We start from the raw sequence: 23,018 nt of genomic DNA, 5'->3' as shown, positions 1-23,018 counted from the left end.
CGGACCGGCCCGGTCAGCTCAGCCGGTCGCTGTCGGCGCCCGTGTCCGGCGTGTGCAGCAGTCCGCCCTCGCGCTCGACCTCGCTCGGGTCATCGACGGGAGCCTCCCTGCGGCGTCGCAGCACGATGAGGATGCCGAGCACACCGAGCAGGCTCGCTCCGCCGATCGCGGTGAACAGCGCCGCCTCGCGGGTGAGTAGGAACGGCGAGGCTCCGTGGTCGGGGTCGACCGTGGCGGCGGGCGGTCGGGCCGCGCTCTCGGTCGTGTCGAAGTACGGGCTCACCGGGCCCCGTGTGGTCTCGTCAGGGAGCAGCTCGATCGCGGCGAACGGCTGGATGAAGCCCCACCCGTTCACGTCGTCGCGGTTGTCTGCGTCTGCTCGCAGCCCCGTGGCCGTGAGCCGATAGGCCCACCCTGCCGGAGGATCCTCGGGGTGCGCCTCGGCGACGAGGGCTGCGGCGGCACTGGCGTATCCGGTGGCGTAACTCGATGCGGGCGCGTCGCCGGCGAAGATGCAATCCCCGCCGCCGGCCGCCGCCGTCAGCACGTTGCCACCAGGAGCGGTTACATCGACCTGGGGGCCGTGGATCGAGCTCTCGGTGGCTAGGCCGTTGCTGTCGGCCGCGCTGACCCCGAGTGCCTGTTCGTACGCCGCGGGATACCGGGCGGCGTCCGCAGCATCGGCGTCCGATGCCCGGTTGCCGCCGCTCGCCACGACCAGTGCGCCGACGGCGGCAGCGTGCTCGACGGCGGCTCGGAGCTCGGCGGAGTCGCTGTCCTGTGACATCGAGACGTTGATGATGTCGGCGCCGTTGTCTGCTGCCCAGTGGATGCCGTCTGCGAGGCGCTGCGAGGTCGGGCCGTATCCCTTGTCGACATCCTGCTGCTGGGTGCTGCGGAATGCCCGCACCGACAGCAGTCGCGCGTCGGGTGCGAGTCCGACCACGCCCGAACCCGCGACAGGCTGCGCTGCGATCTGACCGGCGATGGCGGTGCCGTGACCGGTCGTGTCGCTCATGCCGTCGGCGCGCTCGCCGTCGCCGACCAGATCGACGCCGCCGATCACGACGCCGGCGAGGTGCGGATTGCTCGCATCGATCCCCGAGTCGACGATCGCGACGACGATGCCCTTGCCCGTGGCGAGCCGGTTCGCGTCCTCGGCGCCGAGCTCGGCGAGAGCGGCCGGAGCCTCGGGACTGAAGACGACGGTTCCGGGGGTGCACGCCTGGCCCGCTGCAGCAGTCGACACGATCGACGAGGCGGGGGCGGTCGACGCCAGCGCCGTCGCCGGTGCGCCGAGCACTGCGGCGCCGAGCATGACGGCCGCGAGGGCGGCGCTGCGATGACGCATCAGTTCGTCCCCGAGCCGGGCGACTCTCTCGCGGCTTCGGTGGTCAGGGCTGGCCCTGCGGCGAAGAACTCGAGCCACGCGTCGGACACCCGTCCCACATCGTCGGGTGAGTAGCCGAGCTGCGCGATCGGGCCGCTCGCTGCATCCTCTGGACTCTGCTCTGCCACAGCCCCGGGGATCGCGTAGGCCGTGCCGGATTCGTCGATCAGCACGGCCATGCCGACCGCGTCGTCAGATGCGGCGCTGACCTGAACGAGGGCTCCGCCACCGACCTTGACATCGACCGTGGAGCGCTCTTCAGGCAGCGCTGTCGTGGTCGCCCCGAGCACGGTGTGAGCGTCGTCGGTGAGCACCGCGCACGGAGACTCACCTGCCGCGAGTGGCTTCAGCGGCAGAGTGGGCCAGTCCTCGCCTCCGATGTACGGCACGGTCGGCACGTCTCCGGTCTCGGCGGGAGAGACCTCTTTCTCGGTGGCCTCCTGGCCGCTGCCGAGGAGGTACAGCTGGTAGGCGAGCGGGCTGAGGCGTGCGAGCTCGCCGGTCGCGAGAGCCACATAGCGCTCGTCGGCCGGGGTGCCCTGCGTGTGCACGATCGTTCCCGCCGTGAGGTTCGTGTCGGGGACGGGGGCGCCCATGGCGTTGAGCCTGATCGGCTCGAGCTCTTCTCCGGACTCGAAGAGGTTGAGCCAGCGGCCGTCGACCTCGAGGATGTCGCTGGTTCCGAGGCCGACCGCGCGGAGCACGGCGTTCGCGTCATCGGCCGAGACCGCGTAGCGCAGGCCGTCAGCGATCACGAAGAGCTCGTCGCCGCGCTGGACGACCGCTCCCGTGCCTGTCGAGACGTCGGCGATGGGAGAGGTCGAGAGAGAGACGGCGGCGCCCTCGCCGTCGTCGACGCAGGCTGTCCACGACGAGTTGATCAGCGCGCTCGGGGCAGGAAGGTCGTCAGGGGCACCGAGGATGCCGATCGCCGGGCCGACCGGGATCCCGTCGAGCGCGGCCTGGTCGGTGCGCACCACCTTGAACTCGCCGGCCGGGATCAGCAGGCGTGCGCTGGCGGTGTTGATCACCGGGTAGAGAGTGCCGTCGACCGAGACGTAGCGCGCCCCGGTGTCGGTGGCGACGATGAGTCGGTTGTTCTGCCAGTCGCCAGGAAGCCCGGGCTGCATGATGCCCCAGAACACCCCGACGAGGATGACGCCGACCGTGAGAGCGACGCCTGCCACGACGGCGCGCAACGGCTTCGCGGGGTCGAGTTCCTTGCCGCCGGGGGCGCCCCCGGTGAACGCCGAGAGCAGTCGACGCCGGCTGAAGCCCTGCGCCTCGATCAGATCCTTCTTGGTCGCCATCGGTCAGACGAGTCCGGCCGTGGTGACGCCGAGCGGCAGCAGGAGGGCGAGAGCGATGACCTCGACGGTGTCGCCGAGGCGGGTCAGTCGCAGCCGGGCCTTCGGGGTCAGCAGCGTCAGTCCGACGAGGATGACCGTCGCGACGACGAGGATGAGCAGCATCCAGGTGCGCACGTCGGGGAGCGCGAGCGCCACCGTCACGCCCGTCGTCGCGAGGCCGATGGCCCCGATCGCCATGAGCACGAGCACGCCGAGGCGGGCGTGGATCTGTCGCGACTGGAACATCATGCCGACGAACGCGAGAACGCAGAGAAGAGCACCGAAGACGCCGCTGGCGGCGACCAGCGGAGTCGCGATCAGGGCGGCGAGGCCGAGTGCGGCACGCAGCGCGATGAGCGTGCGCGTGCCGGCCGCTGCGCGGCGCTTGACCTCGTCGGCGTCGATCGGCTCGGGGGCGGCGAACATGTCGGCATCGCTCTGCGGCGAGATCACCCGGATGCGGGTGGAGGTGAGGGCGAGCCAGGGGATGCCGTTGGCGAGCAGTGCCGTCGTGGCGAGCATGATCGCGTAGGGCGCGAGCGCATCTCCGAAGATCGCGGCGCTCGTGGCCGTGATGCCGATCGATGCGCCCAGGGCGATGGGAACGAGGTGGATCTCGGGCTTGTCCTGTGTGACCGCGAGGCCGACGCCTCCGACGATGACGAGTCCGAGGCCCAGAGCGGCGAGTGGCCAGCCCCAGATGCTCTGCACCGGCACGGCGAGGTACCCGGCGAGCCCTCCGTAGGCCGCAGCGGTGAGTCCGAGTGCGTGTCCGGCCTCCGGCTGGCGGAGGCGCATGAGGACGGCTGCGGCGACGCTGAGCACGATGGCGCCCGCTCCCGCGATGATCGCCGGGAGGAGCGACGTCGGCGGGGTGGCCACGAGCAAGAGCGCGCAGAGCGCGAGGAACGTGAGGCTGACGAAGAGGGCGGTGCGCGAGCTGTCTGCCGGCGTCCACGAGCCGTGCTGCTCGGCGGTGGCGTCGATCACGGCCTCGACGACGTCGTCGTAGACGCGCGGCTCCTTCATCAGGCCGCCACGGACGAGGGTCAGCAGCTCGCCGTCGTGCACGCCCTGCGCAGCGGCGCCGCGGGCGGGGTCGAGAGGGGTGCCGTCTGCCCTCTGCAGCGAGTAGCCGCCGTGGGTGAGGGTCGGGTCGAGCACGCCGAGGCTCCGGGCGAAGCCGGGGATGATCTCGACGAGCGGCACCTGCGACGGCACGCCGACGTCGAGCCGTCGGTCGTCGCTGACGACGGAAAGCCGCAACACGGTGCCTGCCGCTGTGCTGCTCTGAGTCATGGAACGATGCCCCCTCCATGGTGTGCCGCCGATCGGGAGGAGACCCGTGGCTGCGCATTCCGCCTTTCACCCTAGTTGAGGCATGCGACAACACGTAGTCGTCGGTCGCGACGATTTCTCCATCGACCGGACGATCTCCGCACGGATGAGCCCGCTGTTCTGGCGATTCCGGTGGATCTGACCTAGCCTGTCTCCTGAAACGAATCGTGGGGGGTTGTTTCGAAGTCGTCCCAACTCTGGGATGCGCTCCCCGCACGTGTGTCCGCAAGGACCGGAGGGAGTGAGTTATGGCTGATGTCATCTCCGCAGAAGAAGGGGCTCTGCGCCGCGGAGCCCAGGCGGTGCGGGAGACCAAGTCCGGGATCGACCAGCAGACCAAGAAGGTCCGCAGCGAGATCGAGCAGCTGCGTGGTTTCTGGACGGGTGCGGCTGCCGCATCGTTCTCGACGCTGATGTCCCGCTGGGACGAGCAGGCTCGTCAGCTCAACGAGGTCCTCGTGACGCTCGAGGATGCCCTCGCGGGCACTGAGCGTGACCAGGCTGCGACCGAAGAAGCTCACCAGCAGACCATCTCGGGCCTCGGCTCGATGATGGGTTCCTGAGCGTAGACCACAGAGATTTCAAGGAGAACATGATGCAGTCGATGTCAGTTCGCCCGGAGCAGGTCAACGCTCTGGCAGCGCAGATCCGCAGCGGGTCGCAGGGTATTCGTTCGGAGCTCGATCGTCTCGAGTCCGAGGTCGGCAAGCTTCGTGCAGCGTGGGATGGTTCCGCGCAGCAGGCGTATGACCAGGCTCAGGCCAAGTGGAACCGTTCGCTGAGTGAGATGCAGCAGCTTCTCACGCAGATCGCGGGCAAGACCGAGGAGATCTCGGGCCAGTACGTGCAGACCGACAAGTCGGCTGCCGGGCGGTTCGGGGCCTGATCCCGTGGCGCGGGCCCGTCGCAGTGATGCGTCGGGTCCGCGCCGTCTGCTGTGTCCTCCGGTCGCGGGATCGGAGGGCGGTGCAGACGTCACGGGTCAGCGCCGTCGCGCAGTCGACGGTGCCGGTCCCATGCCGTGGCAGATGACGAAGGGGTGGTATGAGCGACACCGATTTCTGGCTGAATCCCGCCGGACTGCGTGAGCAGGCCGGAGCGTTCACGCAGTATGCGGATCAGGCCGCGAGTGCTCGCGCCTGGTTGGAAGGTCGCACGATCACCGACGACGGCAGCTTCGACGCCTACACGCGGGTCGCGGGCGCCGCGATCGAGATCAGGTCGTCGCTGATCGACTGGTTCGATCACCTCGAGCAGGTGCTCGACGGCACCGCCACCGAGCTCATCGCCGTCGCCGACGAGGGTGAGGGCATCGACATGGAGCAGGCCGCGCTCATCGACGCGACCGACCCCGACGAATACAACGACAACACGCAGTCGCCGTCGGGAGCCCCCGAGATCGCGCCCAGCTATGACCGCACCGACGACTCGCTTCCGGTATGGGGGCCGCCGACGGGCGGAGCCGCCTTCTTCTGCGACCTCGGAAGCTATGACGAGCTGAATCAGCTGAGCACGAACCTCGTTCCGGGCGACCTGCTCAGTCCGAGCGAGTGGATCGACACGGTGCTCGGATGGCTCGGTGCGCAGACTCTGCCGCAGCGCGTGCTCGAGACCTACGGCGGCCGGTGGGGCGACATCCAGCAGTTCGCCGACACGATCAACGGCCTCGCGTCGCTCGTCGACGACATGCACGGTCACCTGGCCAGCGCGGTCGCCTACGCCGGCGTCCAATGGCAGGGATACGCGTCCAACAGCGCACAGGCCTACCTCGAAGATCTGCTGAACGCCCTCTCGGACGCGCAGAGCGCCCTCGCCGACGCGGGAACCGTCTTCTCCGACTACTGCACCGGCGTGATCCAGTCCGCCGAGCAGATCGCCGGCGCGATATACGGTCTCTACGACGCCGTGCTCGTCGCTGCTGCGGGCGCGGCGTTCGGCACCGGTACGGTGTGGACCGGCGGTGGTGGCCTCATCGGCTACGGCACGGCAGGCGTCTCGTTGCTGTGGGCGTTCAAGAAGCTCGCGGACGTGAATGACATCCTTCAGGATCTCTCGTCCCTGTACTCGATACTCGAAGCCCTCGGGAATCTCTCCGGTGATCTGTCGAACTTCGCCGCGACCATGCCCGTGCCGACGATGGAGCAGACCTCATGACTCCGGGTGCTGAAGCGAACCGCAGTTCCGAGCCCCTCGACCCCGACGCCGCGTTCGCCGGGCGGATGAATTCCGAGCGCGCGCCGTTCGCGCTCTCCACGGTCGCCGCGAGCGCCCCGGTGCTCGTGCAGCTGGCGAAGCAGATGCGGGAGGTGCGCGCCACCAGCGACGATCCGAAGCTGAACGAGGTGCTGGACGGCGTCCTGAACGGGCGGGCGCCGCTGTCGACGTTGCTGGCGAGCGGCGTGCTCCCCGCGCCGCCTGCAGCCATCCCGGATGCGCTGCGGGAACTTGTGGAGACGAATGAGGAGACGCAGCGATGATCGGGCTGAAGGTGTCGACCGCCAAGGGCGCTCTGACGGAGATCGATGGAGGCATCGACGAGATCGAGCGCATCCTCGATGCGCTTCGCGATGAGACCGCCGTGCTCGAGTCCCGCTGGGACGGTGAGGCTCGCGAGGCCATGTCGGTCGCGGTGCGCGACTGGCACGAATCCCTCGAACGGCTTCGGCTCATCGCGCGGGAGGCGAGCCGTGTCGCGGGTCAGACCGTGGAGCGGGTCGACGCGTTCGATCGCCGCCGAGCCGGCGCGTGGCACCGTTGAGGCTGCGGGCGACGACAGCCTTCGTCGCCGCGGCAGCGATGGTGCTCGCGCTCGCGGGATGCGCGCCCGGCGCGTCGACTGGTCTCACGGTGACCTACGAAGTGGACGGCGCTGAACGCACCGTGACTCTCGATCCCGACCAGATCACCTGCGACGCCGGCAGCGTGCACGGGCTCGCGATCTCGAACGACCCGCAGGGGCGGTTCTCGATCGGACTCGACGGGCCCCGTCGAGGTTCGGTCGGCGTCGGTAGCGATGACGGGCTGGTGCTCTTCGAAGCGACCGGGCTCGTTCTCTCCGCATCCGGGACGGTGCTCACCGTCGACGCGTCCGAGGGCGACGTGTCCCTCGTCGAGGGGTGGGCGCCCGGTGACGACGTGAATGTCGCAGCCGATGACGCCGAGCAGTATTCGGGGGTGCTCGCGGGCTCGATCAGCTGCGACGATCCCGTGACGGTGCCGACTCCCGACCCGGAGGCGTCAGGATCGACGCCGCCCGTCGGGGTGAGCGTGAGGTTCACGGCCGGAGAGACGGTGCACTTGGCGGCGTTCGTGCCGAGCACCGTGGCGTGTGAGGCGCGCGTCTCCGCGACCGGTGTCGAGCCGTACCCCGGCACATTCTCCTTCGATTCCTCCGGCCGGGTGCAGATGACCGTCACCGATGAGGCGGGGACGACCGAGTTTCGCGCGGACGGTGCGGACATCGCCGCAGAGAGCAACGGCTCCTACTGGCTCCGAGACGTCGAGGGTGAGGTGAAGTTCTGGGCGGGGCAGTCGAGCGGAACGCTCTCACCGGATGATGCGGAGACCGGTACCGGCACGCTCAGCGCGCTGATCGTCTGTCCGTAAACCGCGCCCTTCTGGTGATCGGGGGCGATCTGATCTAGCCTGTCTCCTGAAACGAATCGTGGGGGGTTGTTTCGAAGTCGTCCCAACTCTGGGATGCGCTCCCCGCACGTGTGTCCGCAAGGACCGGAGGGAGTGAGTTATGGCTGATGTCATCTCCGCAGAAGAAGGGGCTCTGCGCCGCGGAGCCCAGGCGGTGCGGGAGACCAAGTCCGGGATCGACCAGCAGACCAAGAAGGTCCGCAGCGAGATCGAGCAGCTGCGTGGTTTCTGGACGGGTGCGGCTGCCGCATCGTTCTCGACGCTGATGTCCCGCTGGGACGAGCAGGCTCGTCAGCTCAACGAGGTCCTCGTGACGCTCGAGGATGCCCTCGCGGGTACTGAGCGTGACCAGGCTGCGACCGAAGAAGCTCACCAGCAGACCATCTCGGGCCTCGGCTCGATGATGGGTTCCTGAGCGTAGACCACAGAGATTTCAAGGAGAACATGATGCAGTCGATGTCAGTTCGCCCGGAGCAGGTCAACGCTCTGGCAGCGCAGATCCGCAGCGGGTCGCAGGGTATTCGTTCGGAGCTCGATCGTCTCGAGTCCGAGGTCGGCAAGCTTCGTGCAGCGTGGGATGGTTCCGCGCAGCAGGCGTATGACCAGGCTCAGGCCAAGTGGAACCGTTCGCTGAGTGAGATGCAGCAGCTTCTCACGCAGATCGCGGGCAAGACCGAGGAGATCTCGGGCCAGTACGTGCAGACCGACAAGTCGGCTGCCGGGCGGTTCGGGGCCTGATCCCGTGGCGCGGGCCCGTCGCAGTGATGCGTCGGGTCCGCGCCGTCTGCTGTGTCCTCCGGTCGCGGGATCGGAGGGCGGTGCAGACGTCACGGGTCAGCGCAGAGGGAGAGTCCACGGCTTCGGCCGTGCAGGTCGATAGGGTGCAGGTGTGGCAATCGAGACGGTAGAGCGGCGTCGGATCGTTCTTCAGAGCGAGGATCGTCGCTTCGATCTCTCGCTTCCGTTCGACGAGACCCTCGACGACGCTCTCGTCCTCAGTGGGCTGTCGACGGCCGATCGCTTCGTGACGATCGGCCCCGGCGGCTTCGAGATCCCCGGTGAGACCGAGTGCGAAGACCTCATCGACGGAGGGCTGTACGCGCTCATCGATCGCACGGCGCTGGCCCCGCAGGCCCGTCGTACGGGTGCGACCGCAGCGCCCACGCGGGCGGATCACGGCGCCCGATGGTGGATGCTGGCCGTCAGCGGTCTGCTGCTCGTCGCAGTCTTCGCGCAGGGGGCAGGCGATCCGCTGCTCAGACTGCTGATCGGGCTGCTGCTCGTCCTCGGTGCCATCAGCGGAGCGGTGGCGTGGGCGCGTCGGGATTCGGCGGCAGGCGTGCGCGGCATCCTCGGCGTTCTCGCTCCGATCCTGCTGTCGTTCGCGGCAGGGGCGCTTCTGATCCCGGCCGGGCTGGAGGCGAGTGCTCACCTCTCCGCAGCCGCCGGATTCCTCGCGGGCGGCATCACCACCGCCGTGATCGCGGTGTCCGCACGCGCACGTCCGATGCGGGCGGCCGCCGGCACGGCGACAGTGCTGCTCGTCGTGCTCGCCTCCGTCTGGGGGCTCGCTCTGCTGCTCCGCTGGGGGCAGGCCGAGGCTGCGGCGATCTCCCTCGGACTCGTCCCGCTGGGGCTCCGTGCTCTGCCGAGCAGTCTGGTGAACCTCCCCGAGGGGTACTTCATCGACTACAAGCACTTCATGACGAGCCGCTGGACGGTGCGCGGAGCCATTCCGGAGTCCGTGGGTCTGCTGCGCCCCGAGCGCATCACAGACGTCGTCGACGACTCCTCCGCGCGTCTCATCGCCGGCACTGCTGTGCTCAGCCTCGTCGCCGTGCTGATGACACCGCTCGCGTTCCTGCGCGAGTGGCCCGACGACCCGATCGTGGTCTCCGGGGGCATCGCCCTCCTCGTCTGCGTCGGCCTCGCGCTTCTGCTGACTCCACGGCACACCACGTCGCGCATCCTGCGGTGGCTGCCCCGTGCGGCCGCCGCCGTCGTGTTCGTCGTCGCCGGCATCCAGGCATCGGTCACCCTCGGTGCAGGTTTCCAGGTGCTGGGGGCGGCAGTGCTGTTCGTCGTCGGTCTCACCGCTGTCGCTGTCATCATCCCGATCTCGCGCGGCGCGAGCTCGCTCGTCTGGTCGCGATTCGGCGACGCGTTCGAGTGGCTCGCCGTCGCACTCGCGCTCCCGGCGGCCCTGCTCTATGCGAATGCGCTGTCGCTCGTTCGTGGAATGATGGCGGGATGAGCGGGAACGGCGAACCACAGCCCTGGCCGGCGGGTGGATTGATCCCCCCGGTGCAGCCAGGACCCGTTCAGCAGGGCGAGATCCCGGCGCTTCCTCCGGCACTCATCGCGGCGCCACCCGGGGTCGACGGCGCACCGCTGCGCTCCGCACCCACTCCTCCCGCACCCACGCCGATCGTCGCGACGCGCGCACGGACGAGGCAGCCCGCAGACGGTCTGGGGCCCGCGTTCGTCGGCTCGCCTGCAGGCACAGGGCAGCGGATCGCGGCTTTCACCCTCGACGTCGCCGCGGTGATCCTCATCGCGGCCATCGTGCTCGTCACGACGCGCAGCATGCTCCTCTCGGGCCTGACGGTCGCCGAGCTCGCGATCTTCCTGTGGGTGCTCGAAGCCCGCACGGGTCTCACACTCGGCAACGCCGTGCTCAGGCTGCGCGCGGCGCGCGCCGACCGCCCGTACTCTCCCGGCATCGGCCGCCAGTTCGTGCGAGGCGTCGTCACCGGTGCGGGATTCCTGGTCGCCGTGGGCAGCTGGGTCGTCGTCGCGTCCACCGCCTGGGACCGCGGCGGGCGCCGTCAGTCCTGGGCCGACCGGATGGCTGGCACCGTGGTGGTGTCGGTTCCTCCGCGTGCTTCCGCGGACGTCGCCGCGGTTGCGCCGGTTCCGCAGGCGGCAGCGCCGCTCGCGCCCCCTCAGGTCGTGCCGCTGGGCGCGCACCCCTCGGCGGTCGACGAGGACTCCGAGCCCACCGATGCCCGCGCGGCATCGCACCGCACCGAGACGCCCGCCCCCGTGCCTCAGGGAGAGGACCGGCCGCTCTTCACGGTCGCTCCTGCCCCGGTGCAGCAGTCCGGCGGTGACGCCGGCGCCCCGGCATCCGAGTCCGGCGCTCTGCTGCTCATCTTCGACACCGGTCAGCGGGTGCAGCTCGGACTCCCGGTCGCAGTGAACCTCGGTCGTGCCCCTGTGGCCAGCGTCCATGACGACCGGCTCGTCACCGTGACAGATCCTGACTCGTCGGTGTCCAAGACGCACCTGCGCATCGAGCACTCCCGAGGCCGCACCTGGGTCACGGACTTCGGATCCACCAACGGTTCCGACATCCGCTCCGACGACGGACACATGACGGAACTCGTCGCGGGGGAGCGGGTGCTTCTCGACGACGCCGACCGCGTCCGCATCGGAAACCGCAGCTTCACCATCAGCCTCCTGCTGGCCAACGACAGCAGCGCCGGAGAGAGAGCATGACAGGACCCCGCCTCGCGCCGCCCCGCGTCCCCTCCGGAAAGCTCCCCGTCCAGGCACCGCCCGAGCTGCAGCCGAACGACGGTGGCATGGGAATCCTCGGATCCCTCCTGCCGATGCTCGGAAGCGTGGGCGCGATCGTCATGGTCACCATGTCGAACCAGTCGGTGACGGGTCTGCTCACCGGCGGCATGTTCCTGCTGTCGTCGCTGGGCTTCGTCGCCGTCAACGGCTGGCGTCAGCGGTCGCAGCGGCAGGCGGCCACGCTCGGCTCGCGACGCGAGTACCTGGCCTACCTGACCGAGCTGCGCCAGACCGTGCGTGTCGCCGCGAGGCAGCAACGACGGGCCGCCAACTGGCACCTCCCCGCGCCCTCGGCGCTGCCGTACATCGCCGAGGAACGCACCCGCGTGTGGGAGCGCGGGATGAACGACCCCGACTTCCTCACGGTTCGAGTCGGCACGAGCGACCAGCCGCTGTGCATCACTCTCGAGGCGCCTGAGCTCCCTCCGCTCGCGCAGCTCGACCCGGTCGCGGCATCCGCCGCGCATCGATTCATGCTGACCCACGAGCTCCAGAAGAACCTGTCGCTCGGCGTCACCCTGCGCGACTACGCGCGCATCGAGATCACGGGCGACGAGAGCGAATCGCGTGGCCTCGCGCGAGCCATGCTGCTGCACCTCGCCACGATGCACGATCCGGACATCGTGCAGATCGTGATCGCCGCAGACTCCGCGGTCCTGCCGCAGTGGGAGTGGGCCAAGTGGATGCCGCACACGCACTCGCGCACAGTCCGGGACGGTCTCGGCGCGGCGCGAATGATCGGCTCGCAGCTGTCCGAGCTCGAGGACATGCTCCCGGCCGAGGTGCGTGAGCGGTCGCGCTTCTCGCGCGACGGATCCGGCGCCAAGGTGCCCCACATCGTGATCCTCACCGACGGTGTCAGCACGTCGTTCAACGACATGCTGGTCAGCGGTGACGGCGTGCAGGGCGTGACCGTGATCGACCTTCCCTCCCGGTGGAGCGACCTCGACGACCCGAACGCACTCCGCATCGCGTTCGAGCCCGGAGACAAGGGCAGCCGCGCCGAGCTCGTGAGCCTGCAGGCTCCCGCGCGCCCCTTCGAGGCCGACGCGATCAGCATCGTCGAGGCCGAGGCGACCGCCCGGCGGCTCATCGCCCTGTACTCCGGTGGCACGACCATCACGAAGAAGAAGAGCGCGACCGATCAGGCCGAGCTCGTCGAACTGCTCGGACTCCCCGACGTACGCGATCTCGACCTCGACGCGGCCTGGGCTCCTCGTCTCGAACGTGACCGACTGCGGGTGCCGATCGGTCAGACGGAAGACGGCAGTCCGCTGATCCTCGACATCAAGGAATCCGCGCAGCAGGGCATGGGACCCCACGGTCTCATCATCGGCGCGACCGGTTCGGGCAAGTCCGAGGTGCTGCGCACGCTCGTGCTCGCCCTCGCGATGACCCACTCGCCCGAGCAGCTCAACTTCGTGCTCGTCGACTTCAAGGGTGGCGCGACGTTCGCCGGCATGGCGGACATGCCCCACGTCTCGGCGATCATCACGAACCTCGGCGAGGAGATCTCGCTCGTCGACCGCATGCAGGACGCGCTGCAGGGCGAGATGGTCCGCCGGCAGGAGCTCCTGCGCGCGACGGGTCCGTTCGCGAACGTCGCCGACTACGAGAAAGCCCGTCGTGGCGGACGCACCGACCTGGCTCCTCTTCCCGCGCTGCTCATCGTCGCGGACGAGTTCTCCGAGCTGCTGTCGGCCAAGCCCGAGTTCGTCGACACGTTCGTCAACATCGGCCGACTCGGCCGTTCGCTCCAGGTGCACCTGCTGCTGTCCTCGCAGCGCCTGGAGGAGGGCAAGCTCCGCGGCCTCGACACGCACCTGTCGTACCGCATCGGCCTGCGCACGTTCTCGGCGGCCGAGTCGCGCACGGTGCTCGGCGTGCCCGACGCCTACCACCTCCCCACGCAGCCGGGTGCCGGAATCCTGAAGTCCGACACCGAGACGATGACCCAGTTCCGTGCCTCCTACGTGTCAGGGCCGCCGCCCCGCCGCAGGCGCCGCGCGGCGACCGGCTCTGCTCAGAGCACAGGCTCGACCGCGGTCGAGCTGTTCACCGCGGCTCCGGTCTGGCGTGCTGACACCCCGGTCGACGAGCCCGAGGTCGTGGTCGACGCCGAGCCCGAAGAGAAGCGCAACACCTTCGAGATCGCCGTCGAGATGATGAGCGGTCGCGGCCCCTCGGCCCACCAGGTCTGGCTGCCGCCGCTCGAGACCCCGGCCACGCTCGACCAGCTCTTCGGAGACCTCGTCGAAGACCCGGCCCTCGGTCTGATCTCGCCGCGGTGGCGGGGCGCCGGTGCTCTCACCGTTCCGCTCGGAATCGTCGACGTGCCGCTCGAGCAGCGCCGTGAGAATCTCGCGATCTCCCTCGGCGGTGCCGCAGGTCACATGGCTATCGTCGGTGCGCCGCTCAGCGGCAAGAGCACTCTCGCGCGCACGGCACTGGTCGCATTGGCGCTCACGCACACTCCGCAGGAGGTGCAGTTCTTCGTCATCGACTTCGGCGGCGGCAGCTTCACCGGCCTTCAGAGGTTCACGCATGTCAGCGGCGTCGCGACGCGCTCGGAGCCGGACATCGTGCGACGCACGGTCGCTGAGGTCACGAGCCTGCTCAACGCCCGCGAGGTCTACTTCCGCCAGAACGGCATCGACTCGATCGACACCTATCGTCAGCGGCGTGCCCAGGGGCTGGCGGATGACGGCTACGGCGACATCTTCCTCCTGGTCGACGGCTGGGGAACGCTGCGAGCCGAGTTCGAGATGCTCGAACCGCAGATCCAGGCGATCGCCGCTCGCGGTCTGACCTACGGCGTGCACGTCGTGATCACGGCGGCTCGCTGGATGGAGATCCGCGCCAACATCAAGGACCTCATCGGCACGCGCATCGAGCTGCGGCTCGGCGACCCGACGGACTCCGAGGTCAACCGCAAGGCGGCGGAGAACGTCACCGCGATCCCCGGTCGCGGTCTGAACGAGAACGGCCTGCAGATGCTCACGGCACTGCCGCGCATCGACGGCGTCGACGAGGCCTCCTCGCTCGCGGGCGGTATCGACGATCTCGTCGCGCGAGTCGCATCGGCGTGGCACGGGCCTGCCGGCCCCAAGCTGCGCCTGCTGCCCTCGCGCATCGGTCACGCCGACCTGCGCGGCGTCGCCGCCGCCGCAACGGCAGACGGTTCGGAGCCCCGCGAGATCCTCCTCGGCATCGACGAGGCGAACCTCGCTCCGTTCTCGATCGACCCCCTCGAAGAGCCGTTGCTCTACCTCTACGGCGACGCCGACTCGGGCAAGTCCTCGATGCTCCGCGGAGTTGTGCACGAGATCACTCGCCTGTACGGGCCGTCCGAGGCGAAGATCTTCGTGGTCGACTACCGCCGTGCGCTGCTCGGAGAGATCCCGCAGGAGTACCTCGGCGCCTACCTCACCTCGCACGAGATGACGGAGGGCGGCATGAGCGAACTCGCGCAGTTCTTCCAGAGCCGCATCCCCGGCGCAGATGTCACTCCCGATCAGCTGCGCACACGGTCGTGGTGGAAGGGCGCCGAGGGCTTCGTGCTCATCGACGACTACGACCTCGTATCCACCTCGCAGGGAAACCCTGTGGCCGTGCTCGCCCCGCTGCTCGCGCAGGCGGCCGACCTCGGTCTGCATGTGATCCTCACGCGTCGCACCGGCGGAGCGAGCCGTGCGGCCTACGACCCGATCATCCAGCGCATGACCGACCTGGGCGCCACCGGCATCCTGCTCTCGGGCAGCCCGGAGGAGGGGCAGCTGATCGGCAAGGTCAAGGCGATTCCGGCCATCCCCGGTCGCGCGCAGATCGTCAGCCGCGATCGCGGCCTGGTCGCCGCGCAGCTGCTGTGGGTGCCGCCGAGCTACCAGTGACGGGCACGCAGAAGCTCGCCGTCGAGACCGTCTGGGTCCCGGGTCTCGCCGGATGGCAGGGTCAGCGTCGGTCGACGACCGGGCTGATCGCACTCGGCGTCCTGCTCGCTGCCGCGATCCTCTTCTACGCGGCGACGCTGGTGGCCGACCCTGCCCCGTCCATGAAGGTTCTCGGAGCGGGAGTCACAGCGGCCGTCGGTATCGCCGTCTGGCTGCTGGTGGCCCACGTCAGAGTCGGGCGCATGAGGGTCGTTCGCCTGGTCGTGGACGGAACGAGCGTCGTGTTCGGTGGCGCTGAGCAGATCATCTGGCCCTTGCGCACTCTCGGCCTGGCGGGAATCCTCCTCGTCGCCGGGTGGGCATGGAGTGTCTTCACGGTTCCCGCAGAGCGGATGACGCTACTCACCCTGCTGGGTGTGCCCGTGATCGGAGCGACCCTGCTCATCGCAGGCGCCCGCTCGTGGTTCCGTCCCCCCTCCCGCCATCGTCTGACGGTGCACCCTGACGGTCTCGAGCTGCGAATCCCGCGCAACGATGTGAGCGCGACCTGGGACGAGATCGAGGGTGCATCGCTGGAGGGCGACCGCGTCGTCGTCCGCACGACCACGATGCGTCCTTCGTCGTGGGCGACTCGTGATCTCGCGAGTGATCCGGTGATCCTCGCCGAGCTCGTGTCGTTCTACGCGCATCATCCTGCGGCGCGAGCCGAGATCGGCCCGGCGACGCTCGCGCGCCTTCAGGCCGGAGACTTCTGAGGCCTGGCCGCAGTGATGCGGAGGCCCGTGACGGGCGTCAGCGCGCGGCGTCGGCCAGGTGGCGTGCGTTGTGGCTCAGCACCTTGACGATGATGCCGTGACGGCGCAGCTCCTTGGCGGTGCGGGCGCCTTCGTCGGCGTCGCGGCCCAGAGCGTGGATGTTCGCGACGACGAGCACGTCGCCTGTCTTCAGCGTGCCGATGAGGCGTGAGAGCCGGTCGCTCCAGCTCTCGAGGATGTCGGGGGAGGGGTGACGGAACCCCTCGATCGGCACACCGAACCGGGTGAGGTCGTCGCGCTGCTCGACCACCGAAGGCATGCCCTCGCGCGAGACGACGAGTCCGACAAGGCGGGAGCCGTCTGGTCGGGCGAGCCAGAAATCGCGGTTCTGCTGCAGCTCGGTGAAGCACTTCGGGCACTCCGCTGCCGCATGCGGCAGGTGCAGCGGACTCGTCAGGGCCTCGTCGACGGATGCCGTCGCCTTCATGGGATCGATCGTCTCGCTCATCGCGCACCTCCGGCATCCATTCTGCCCTGATCCGAGGCTGCGCGGTGACCTTTCAGAGCATCCCGAGGGCTCGCACCGCTTCGCGCTCCTCGACCAGCTCAGCGACGGAGGCGTCGATGCGGGCGCGCGCCCAGTCGCTGACCTCGAGTCCCTCGACGATCTGCCACTCGCCGTCGATCGAGCGCACCGGGAACGACGAGATCAGCCCTGCGGGAACCCCGTACTCGCCGTGCGAGACGACGCCGGCGGAGGTCCAGTCATCGGTGCCGTGCACCCAGTCGCGCACGTGCTCGATCGTCGCGTTCGCGGCCGAGGCCACCGACGACGACCCGCGCACCTGGATGATCTCCGCCCCGCGCTTCGCGACCCGCGGGATGAACGTCTGGTCGAGCCATGCGGGCACGTCGCCCACGAGGGCCTCGAGGGCATCGGCCACCGGAACGCCGCCGACCGTCGCATGCGAGACGTCGGGGAACTGCGTCGCCGAGTGGTTTCCCCAGATCGGGACCCGTCGCACGGTGTCGACGGGCGCTGCCAGGGTCTGCGCGAGCTGAGCCCTCGCCCGGTTCTCGTCGAGGCGCGTGAGCGCCGTGAACCGCTCGGCAGGAACGCCGTCTGCGGATGCCGCGGCGATGAGAGCATTCGTGTTCGCCGGGTTCCCGACCACGGTCACGCGCACATCGGACGACGCATGCGCGGCGATCGCCGCTCCCTGGGGGCCGAAGATGCCCGCGTTCGCGGCCAGCAGATCTTTCCGTTCCATGCCGGGCCCTCGCGGGCGCGCTCCGACCAGCAGCGCGAGGTCGGCGCCGTCGAAGCCGACGGCGGGGTCGTCGGTCACCTCGACATGCTCGAGCAGCCCGAAGGCGCCGTCCTGCAGTTCGAGCGCCGCGCCCTCGGCGGCACCGAGCCCCTGGGGGATCTCGAGCAGCCGCAGCCGCACCTTCTCATCGGGCCCGAGCAGGTCTCCTGCTGCGATGCGGAAGAGCAGCGCGTATCCGATCTGTCCACCTGCACCGGTCAGCGTGATCGTGGTCGTCATGACTCGAGCCTACGACCGTGACGAGCCCTCGGCGCAGAGTACCCTCGTGGCATGACCTTCAACCCAGATGCCGATGTCTCCGGCAACACCGCCCGCCGACGCGGCCGCGGCGCCGTCGTCGCGGGAGCCGGCGGCGTGGGCCTGCTCGGCATCATCGCCCTCATCGCGGGTCCGCTGCTGGGGATCGACCTGACAGGCCTGTTCGGCGGCGGGGGAGCCACCGGCGGCGGATCCGAGCCCGAGGGCGGCAGCGTGATCGAGAACTGCCTCACCGGCGAGGACGCCAACGAGAACGTCGACTGCCGGGTGGCGAGCTCGCAGCTGGCACTCGACGGCTACTGGGAGGACCACGTCGACCCGTACCGGGCCCCGCAGCTCATCATCGTCGACGGCGCGACGTCCACTCCGTGCGGAACCGCCTCGAATGCGGTCGGCCCCTTCTACTGCCCGCCGGATGAGACCGTCTACATCGACCCGACCTTCTTCCAGCTCATGCAGCAGCAGTTCGGAGCATCGGCCGGCAACCTCGCCCAGCTCTACATCGTGGGTCACGAGTGGGGTCACCATATTCAATACATCACCGGCGTGATGGACCAGTATCCGAACAACGGCACGGGTCCGGACAGCAACGGTGTGCGCATCGAACTGCAGGCCGACTGCTACGCCGGCGCGTGGATCGGGCAGATGACGCAGGAGAAGGACCCGGACGGCGTCCCGTACCTGCAGGAGACGACGGAGGCCGAGCGCCAGGATGCGCTGAACGCGGCGAACACCGTCGGCGACGACAACATCCAGCAGCAGTCTTCGGGTTCGGTGAACCCCGAGAGCTTCACGCACGGCACGAGCGAGCAGAGGCAAGGCTGGTTCGCGAGCGGCTACAAGTACGGGCTCGACGTGTGCGCCGACCCACTCACGGCGGCACCCGGGGAACTGTGACGATGGACCTGGACGCGCTGTATCCGCCGATCGAGCCGTATGAGACAGGCGAGCTGCTCGTCGGCGACGGCCACCGCATGTATTGGGAGGTCAGCGGCAACCCCGACGGCAAGCCCGTGGTGTTCCTGCATGGCGGGCCGGGAAGCGGCACCTCCGCCTGGCAGCGCCGGTTCTTCGACCCCGCCGCGTATCGGATCGTGTTGCTCGACCAGCGCGGCTGCGGGCGCAGCACCCCGCATGCGAGCGCGCCGGACGCCGATCTCCGCTTCGTCACCACAGCTCACCTGATCGCCGACATCGAGCTGCTTCGCCGCAACCTCGGCATCGACCAGTGGCAGGTGTTCGGCGGATCGTGGGGGAGCGCGCTCGCGCTCGCCTATGCGCAGGCGCAGCCTGAGGCCGTCAGCGAGCTGATCCTCCGGGGCATCTTCACGCTCCGCCGGGAGGAGCTGGAGTGGTTCTACGAGGGCGGCGCGGCGGCGCTCTTCCCGGATCTGTGGGAGGAGTTCCTCGCTCCCATCCCGGTGCTCGAGCGGTCGCACATGATCGAGGCCTATCACCGGCGGCTGTTCGACCCCGACCCGGCCGTCCACGAGCCGGCGGCGGTCGCCTGGTCGCGGTGGGAGGCGTCGACGGTCACCCTCCGACCGGATGCCGCCCAGATCGAGGCGATGTCCGATCCGCGCGCCGCGACCGCGTTCGCCCGCATCGAGAACCACTTCTTCGTGAACCGCGGATGGTGGTCGGAGGGCCAGCTGATCGCGGGAGTCGACAGTATCCGTCACATCCCGACCGTCATCGTGCAGGGGCGCCATGACGTGTGCACGCCGATGATGACGGCGTGGGACCTGCATGTGGCGTGGCCCGAGGCGGAGTTCGTCGTGGTCGACGACGCCGGCCACTCGGCCACCGAACCCGGCACCCAGCGGGCACTGCGCGCGGCGACCGACCGCTTCGCGAGCTGAGACCGCGCCTCGGACGGGGTGTTCAGAGGCGGGGCGCCTCAGGCGCGCAGCGCCTGCGTCAGCGTCTTCAGCAGCCCGATGATCCCGCCGTTCGCGCGGAACCGTGTGAGGCCCTCGCTCACCGCGGCACCCGTGCGTGCCGACACGAACCACGGCGGCTTCGGGAGGATCGTGAGGCGCCCACCGCCGTTGAGGATCGGCAGCGAGCGCGGGAACGGCCGGAAGGGGCCGCGGATCACCGAGCGCTCGACGCCGTCGAGCAGTAGCGCGTTGTGGACGACCCCGATGCCGCTGCCGACGTCGTCGATCGTGCTGCCGGGGAACGCCCCCCAGGTCAGGGTCGGTGTGATGAAGCCGAAGGCTGTCCATCCGTTGATCGCGATCGAGCCGTAGCGCAGCGCGGCGATGGCACGGTCGAACCCGGCGCCGAGCGTCTTCTCAGTCGACGGGGCGATCAGCAGGTTGGCGCCCAGAGTGCCCTGCAGCCGATCGTTCGCGTAGGCCACCGCGGAGTCGAGGAACTCCTGCCCGGTGCCGGCGATCGAGACGACGCCCAGGACGGGAGCGAAGTACTCGGTGCTCTGCAGTGCTGTGGGGTCGTCGCCCTGCTCGATCTCGACCAGCAGGCGGTCGCCGAGCACGAGTGCATCGGGGTAGGCCTGCGTCGCGAGGTCCATCCGCGACGGAGAGCCGGGATACCAGATCTGCCGCTCAGGGGCGTTGGCGTAGGCGCGACGCAGGGCCGCCCGGAAGTCGTCGGCCTGAGCCCAATCCGACGATATGATGACGACCTGGCCGGCGATGCAGTTGTGGCCGCTGTTCTGCAGGCGCATGGTCGCGACATGCTCGGCCTGATAGGTGAGGTCGGCGGGCGTCCAGTCGCCGGGCACGATGATGATCGGCGACACTCCACCGAGCTCGGCGGTGATGGGCTTCTTCAGCTGCGGCCGATTCTCGCGGCGCCGACGCGTGGCGGCCGATCCCGTGCCCCAGACGATCGCGTCGAACGTCGCGGCGGAACCGGTGATGTGCACGTGCGCGAGATCGGGGTGACCCGTCAGGTACACCCCCACCGCGGGTCCTCCGCGCACGATGCGCAGCAGGCCGAGGGCGATCAGCGGGGCGAATGCGCGCTTGTACACCGGCACGAGAGCATCCTGGGTCGGGTTGACCTTGAGCAGTGCGGTGCGGTTGTGCGCGAGCAGCTCGTAGAGCACGTCGAGCACGGGGATCGACGTGATGTTGCCGGCTCCGAGCACGAGCCCCACGCCGCCGGACTCCGACGGCGTGCGCTGGGCGAGGCCGGCCGCGGCCCGCGCGCCGTTCGGGGTGATCCCAGGCTCCAACCACACCTCGCCCGTGTAGCCGGAGAGCAGGAACCGGTCGATGCCGGTGAGGGGGAAGGCGTGCACGCGAGAGCGTCCGCCGGGAGCCCGGTCGATCTTGACGCCGTCGAGCGGATTGGTGCCGTTCGCGAGGCGCGAGAGGGTCTCGATGTCCGCATCGAGGGCGCCGAGGACGCTGTACGGTCCGCTGAGCCATTCCTCGCCGCGCAGCGGATGCCGGCCGTCGAGGCCCTTGGAGGCAGCGGCGGTGTTCGCCCAGTCCTCGGCCGTCGCGGCGACGCTCGTGCGCACCCCGTGCAGCAGGGTGACGCGCTGCGCGAGGGTCAGGGCCGACCACGTGCGGCTGCCGACGTGGAGCTCGGCGATCGCGGCGTCGAGGCGTTCGCGCTCACCCTCCGGCAGGTCGGTGGTCGCCGTCTTGGCGGCGGGCGTGGTCGCAGAAGTCATCGGCGTCTCCTTCGGACGGGATCCCAGCTTAGGCCGGGCACCCGCTCACGCGTCGATGTCGGCGCGACGCAGCCGATATCGGCCGAGGGTCAGCAGGCTCGCCGCCATCAGGAGTGCGGGAAGGATGCTGAAGCTCAGCACGATCCCCGTGATCGCCGCGTCCGGCTGCTCGACCGTCGCCCCGGCGACGGTCGACACGTACCCGGTCGCCGCGAGGGTGAGCGAGACCGCGGTGGCGCCGAGGGCGAATCCGACGGTCTCGCCCGCCGTCCATACCCCCGTGAACGTGCCTGCCTGGCCCCGGCCGCTGGCCCGCTCGTCGTGGGAGATGACATCGGGGAGCATCGCCATCGGCAGAGACTGCAACCCGGCGTACGCGATGCCGGCGAACCCGATCGCGCCGTACATCCAGGCTCCGGGCATCCAGGCGGCCAGGACGAGGGTCGCAGCGGCAGCAGTGAACAGGATGCTCGCGATGGCGAAGGCCCGCTCCTTGCCGATCCTCCGCGCGACGACCGTCCAGACGGGGGTGGCGACCAGCGCGGGGCCGACGAGCGTCAGGAACACCAGCGTGACGGCGTCCTCGCTGCGCAGCACCCAGGTGGCGACGTACTGTGCGGCGGCGAGCATGGTGCCCGTCGCCAGAGCCTGCAGCAGGAACGTGCCGAGCAGCGCGCGGAAGGGCTGGCTGCGGCGCAGGGTGCGGACGCCCGCGGCATACTGTTCGCGGACTCCGGCCGGCGCCGTGAGCATGGGGCGTACGGCCTCGTCGGGGCGGTGCGCGGCAGCATCCGCCGTGCGCGAGGCGATGAGCATGCCGACGCCGATCGTGACACCCGCGACGACGCTCATCAGCAGGTATCCCGCGACCGGGTCCGACCCCGCTCGGCGCAGCTCGGGTCCGCCGGCGCCGAAGAGCAGGATCGCTGCGGTGAGCACGACCACGCGCCACCCGAGCAGGCGGGTGCGCTCGTCGTATCCCGAGGTGAGCTCGGCGGGCAGGGCGACGTAGGGCACCTGGAACAGGCTGAACGACGTGGCCGTCGCGAGGAACGCGAGGAGCACGCAGATCGCGCCAGCTGTCGGTCCCCACGACGGAGGCACCGCGAAGGTGAGCGCGAAGAACAGCGGGAGCGTGAGGGCGCCCACGACCATGAAGCCGCGACGGGAGCCCGTCCGCGCCTGCTGGCGATCGGATGCCGCACCGATCAGCGGGTCGATGATGACGTCCCAGATCTTGGCCGCGGTCACGATCAGGCCGGCCGCGAGGGCCGCGACACCGAGGTTGTCGGTGAGGAAGTACGTCAGCACGAGCCCCGGGAGGGTCGCGTAGCCGCCCGTGCCGAGCGAGCCGATCGCGTACAGGGCGACCGTGCGGGCGGACAGGCGGGCGGATGCTCGTTCAGGCCGAGCCGCGGTGCTCATCGCGCCAGTGTAGCGGTGCGCGAGGAGCCCCCAGTGGGGTCAGAGCAGCGGGTTCAGATGAGGGAGAGCTCGCGCAGCTTCGACTCGACGTCGGCGTTCGACGGCTCGACGTGGTGCGAGGAATCGGGGTAGAGCACGACGGGGATGTTCGTGCGTCCCGAGATCTCCTTCGCGACGTCGGCGGCCGACGGGTCGGCGACGAGGTCGACGTAGGTGTACTCGACACCGAGACCGTCGAGCTGCTTCTTGGTGCGGATGCAGTCGCGGCACCAGTCGGCGCCGAACAGCGTGATCGCGGATTCTGCAGGAGAAGTCATGTATCCAGGGTAGAGCCGCATGGCTGGAAGGGCGCCGAGTCAGCGCGGCGAGAAGTCGACCATTGCTCGGTAAGGGTAGCCTT

Annotated in this window: 22 protein-coding genes; 14 read left to right on the top strand and 8 right to left on the bottom strand. The window is 69.6% G+C overall.

Annotation, left to right across the window (positions count from 1 at the left end; translation table 11 throughout):
- Positions 1-13: 13 nt before the first annotated feature.
- From ACQ4LY_RS02580 to eccD, 3 genes are read right to left on the bottom strand one after another with little or no spacing between them, the layout of a single operon-like run.
- Positions 14-1,351 (bottom strand): S8 family serine peptidase, encoded by a 1,338-nt coding sequence (locus ACQ4LY_RS02580; RefSeq protein WP_431074425.1) that lies wholly within the window; start codon positions 1,349-1,351, stop codon positions 14-16.
- Positions 1,351-2,700, bottom strand: coding sequence for a type VII secretion protein EccB (gene eccB, locus ACQ4LY_RS02575; RefSeq protein WP_431074424.1), 1,350 nt, complete (start codon positions 2,698-2,700; stop codon positions 1,351-1,353). The genes ACQ4LY_RS02580 and eccB overlap by 1 nt, the downstream gene beginning before the upstream one ends.
- Positions 2,701-2,703: 3 nt before the next feature.
- Positions 2,704-4,038 carry a type VII secretion integral membrane protein EccD gene (gene eccD, locus ACQ4LY_RS02570; RefSeq protein WP_056510274.1) on the bottom strand — a complete coding sequence of 445 codons (1,335 nt, stop codon included), beginning with the start codon at positions 4,036-4,038 and terminating at the stop codon, positions 2,704-2,706.
- A 287-nt stretch (positions 4,039-4,325) separates the two neighbouring features.
- On the opposite strand from eccD, the gene ACQ4LY_RS02565 reads away from it, so the two are divergent.
- The 12 genes from ACQ4LY_RS02565 to ACQ4LY_RS02510 all read left to right on the top strand — a co-directional run bounded on the left by ACQ4LY_RS02565 (position 4,326) and on the right by ACQ4LY_RS02510 (position 15,949).
- Positions 4,326-4,640, top strand: a complete 315-nt coding sequence (locus ACQ4LY_RS02565; RefSeq protein WP_056309991.1) for a WXG100 family type VII secretion target — start codon at positions 4,326-4,328, stop codon at positions 4,638-4,640.
- 41 nt (positions 4,641-4,681) lie between these two features.
- Positions 4,682-4,963 (top strand): WXG100 family type VII secretion target, encoded by a 282-nt coding sequence (locus ACQ4LY_RS02560; protein ID WP_079113895.1) that lies wholly within the window; start codon positions 4,682-4,684, stop codon positions 4,961-4,963.
- A 158-nt stretch (positions 4,964-5,121) separates the two neighbouring features.
- Positions 5,122-6,231, top strand: coding sequence for a hypothetical protein (locus ACQ4LY_RS02555; protein WP_431074423.1), 1,110 nt, complete (start codon positions 5,122-5,124; stop codon positions 6,229-6,231).
- Positions 6,228-6,554, top strand: coding sequence for a hypothetical protein (locus tag ACQ4LY_RS02550; RefSeq protein WP_431074422.1), 327 nt, complete (start codon positions 6,228-6,230; stop codon positions 6,552-6,554). Before ACQ4LY_RS02555 ends, ACQ4LY_RS02550 begins: the two co-directional genes overlap by 4 nt.
- Entirely contained in the window at positions 6,551-6,835 is a 285-nt protein-coding gene (locus tag ACQ4LY_RS02545) for a WXG100 family type VII secretion target (RefSeq protein ID WP_431074421.1), read from the top strand. Before ACQ4LY_RS02550 ends, ACQ4LY_RS02545 begins: the two co-directional genes overlap by 4 nt.
- The gene (locus ACQ4LY_RS02540) at positions 6,823-7,683 is read left to right on the top strand and encodes a hypothetical protein (protein ID WP_431074420.1); all 861 of its coding nucleotides are present in this window, start codon (positions 6,823-6,825) and stop codon (positions 7,681-7,683) included. The genes ACQ4LY_RS02545 and ACQ4LY_RS02540 overlap by 13 nt, the downstream gene beginning before the upstream one ends.
- A 139-nt stretch (positions 7,684-7,822) precedes the next feature.
- On the top strand, positions 7,823-8,137 hold the full coding sequence (locus tag ACQ4LY_RS02535; protein ID WP_056309991.1) for a WXG100 family type VII secretion target: 315 nt from the start codon (positions 7,823-7,825) through the stop codon (positions 8,135-8,137).
- 41 nt (positions 8,138-8,178) lie between these two features.
- Positions 8,179-8,460 carry a WXG100 family type VII secretion target gene (locus ACQ4LY_RS02530; protein ID WP_079113895.1) on the top strand — a complete coding sequence of 94 codons (282 nt, stop codon included), beginning with the start codon at positions 8,179-8,181 and terminating at the stop codon, positions 8,458-8,460.
- A gap of 151 nt (positions 8,461-8,611) precedes the next feature.
- On the top strand, positions 8,612-9,976 hold the full coding sequence (locus tag ACQ4LY_RS02525) for a hypothetical protein (RefSeq protein WP_431074419.1): 1,365 nt from the start codon (positions 8,612-8,614) through the stop codon (positions 9,974-9,976).
- On the top strand, positions 9,973-11,223 hold the full coding sequence (locus ACQ4LY_RS02520) for an FHA domain-containing protein (protein WP_431074418.1): 1,251 nt from the start codon (positions 9,973-9,975) through the stop codon (positions 11,221-11,223). The genes ACQ4LY_RS02525 and ACQ4LY_RS02520 overlap by 4 nt, the downstream gene beginning before the upstream one ends.
- Positions 11,220-15,194: a type VII secretion protein EccCa gene (gene eccCa, locus ACQ4LY_RS02515; protein WP_431074417.1), complete on the top strand. Its 3,975-nt coding sequence runs from the start codon at positions 11,220-11,222 to the stop codon at positions 15,192-15,194. The genes ACQ4LY_RS02520 and eccCa overlap by 4 nt, the downstream gene beginning before the upstream one ends.
- A complete protein-coding gene (locus ACQ4LY_RS02510) occupies positions 15,191-15,949 on the top strand; it encodes a hypothetical protein (protein WP_431074416.1) in 759 nt (252 codons plus the stop codon). Before eccCa ends, ACQ4LY_RS02510 begins: the two co-directional genes overlap by 4 nt.
- 37 nt (positions 15,950-15,986) lie before the next feature.
- On the opposite strand, the gene ACQ4LY_RS02505 is transcribed toward ACQ4LY_RS02510, so the two are convergent.
- Together ACQ4LY_RS02505 and ACQ4LY_RS02500 are read right to left on the bottom strand one after the other, a co-directional pair.
- Positions 15,987-16,457: a recombinase family protein gene (locus ACQ4LY_RS02505; protein WP_431074415.1), complete on the bottom strand. Its 471-nt coding sequence runs from the start codon at positions 16,455-16,457 to the stop codon at positions 15,987-15,989.
- A 52-nt stretch (positions 16,458-16,509) separates the two neighbouring features.
- Positions 16,510-17,499, bottom strand: coding sequence for a malate dehydrogenase (locus tag ACQ4LY_RS02500; protein WP_431074414.1), 990 nt, complete (start codon positions 17,497-17,499; stop codon positions 16,510-16,512).
- A 51-nt stretch (positions 17,500-17,550) separates the two neighbouring features.
- On the opposite strand from ACQ4LY_RS02500, the gene ypfJ reads away from it, so the two are divergent.
- A complete protein-coding gene (gene ypfJ, locus ACQ4LY_RS02495) occupies positions 17,551-18,435 on the top strand; it encodes a KPN_02809 family neutral zinc metallopeptidase (RefSeq protein WP_431074413.1) in 885 nt (294 codons plus the stop codon).
- Positions 18,436-18,437: 2 nt separating this feature from the next.
- Positions 18,438-19,400: a prolyl aminopeptidase gene (pip, locus tag ACQ4LY_RS02490; RefSeq protein ID WP_431075739.1), complete on the top strand. Its 963-nt coding sequence runs from the start codon at positions 18,438-18,440 to the stop codon at positions 19,398-19,400.
- Between the two features lie 38 nt (positions 19,401-19,438).
- On the opposite strand, the gene ACQ4LY_RS02485 is transcribed toward pip, so the two are convergent.
- From ACQ4LY_RS02485 to ACQ4LY_RS02475, 3 genes are read right to left on the bottom strand one after another with little or no spacing between them, the layout of a single operon-like run.
- Positions 19,439-21,193 carry an aldehyde dehydrogenase family protein gene (locus ACQ4LY_RS02485; protein WP_431074412.1) on the bottom strand — a complete coding sequence of 585 codons (1,755 nt, stop codon included), beginning with the start codon at positions 21,191-21,193 and terminating at the stop codon, positions 19,439-19,441.
- A gap of 45 nt (positions 21,194-21,238) precedes the next feature.
- Positions 21,239-22,618, bottom strand: a complete 1,380-nt coding sequence (locus ACQ4LY_RS02480; RefSeq protein WP_431074411.1) for an MFS transporter — start codon at positions 22,616-22,618, stop codon at positions 21,239-21,241.
- A 53-nt stretch (positions 22,619-22,671) separates the two neighbouring features.
- Complete coding sequence (locus tag ACQ4LY_RS02475) at positions 22,672-22,935, bottom strand: glutaredoxin family protein (RefSeq protein ID WP_056309972.1); 264 nt, start codon at positions 22,933-22,935, stop codon at positions 22,672-22,674.
- Positions 22,936-23,018 lie beyond the last annotated feature (83 nt).

The organism is Microbacterium phyllosphaerae, from assembly GCF_050628115.1.
GTDB lineage: Bacteria > Actinomycetota > Actinomycetes > Actinomycetales > Microbacteriaceae > Microbacterium > Microbacterium phyllosphaerae_A.
This window is presented reverse-complemented; position numbering and strand designations above follow the sequence as displayed.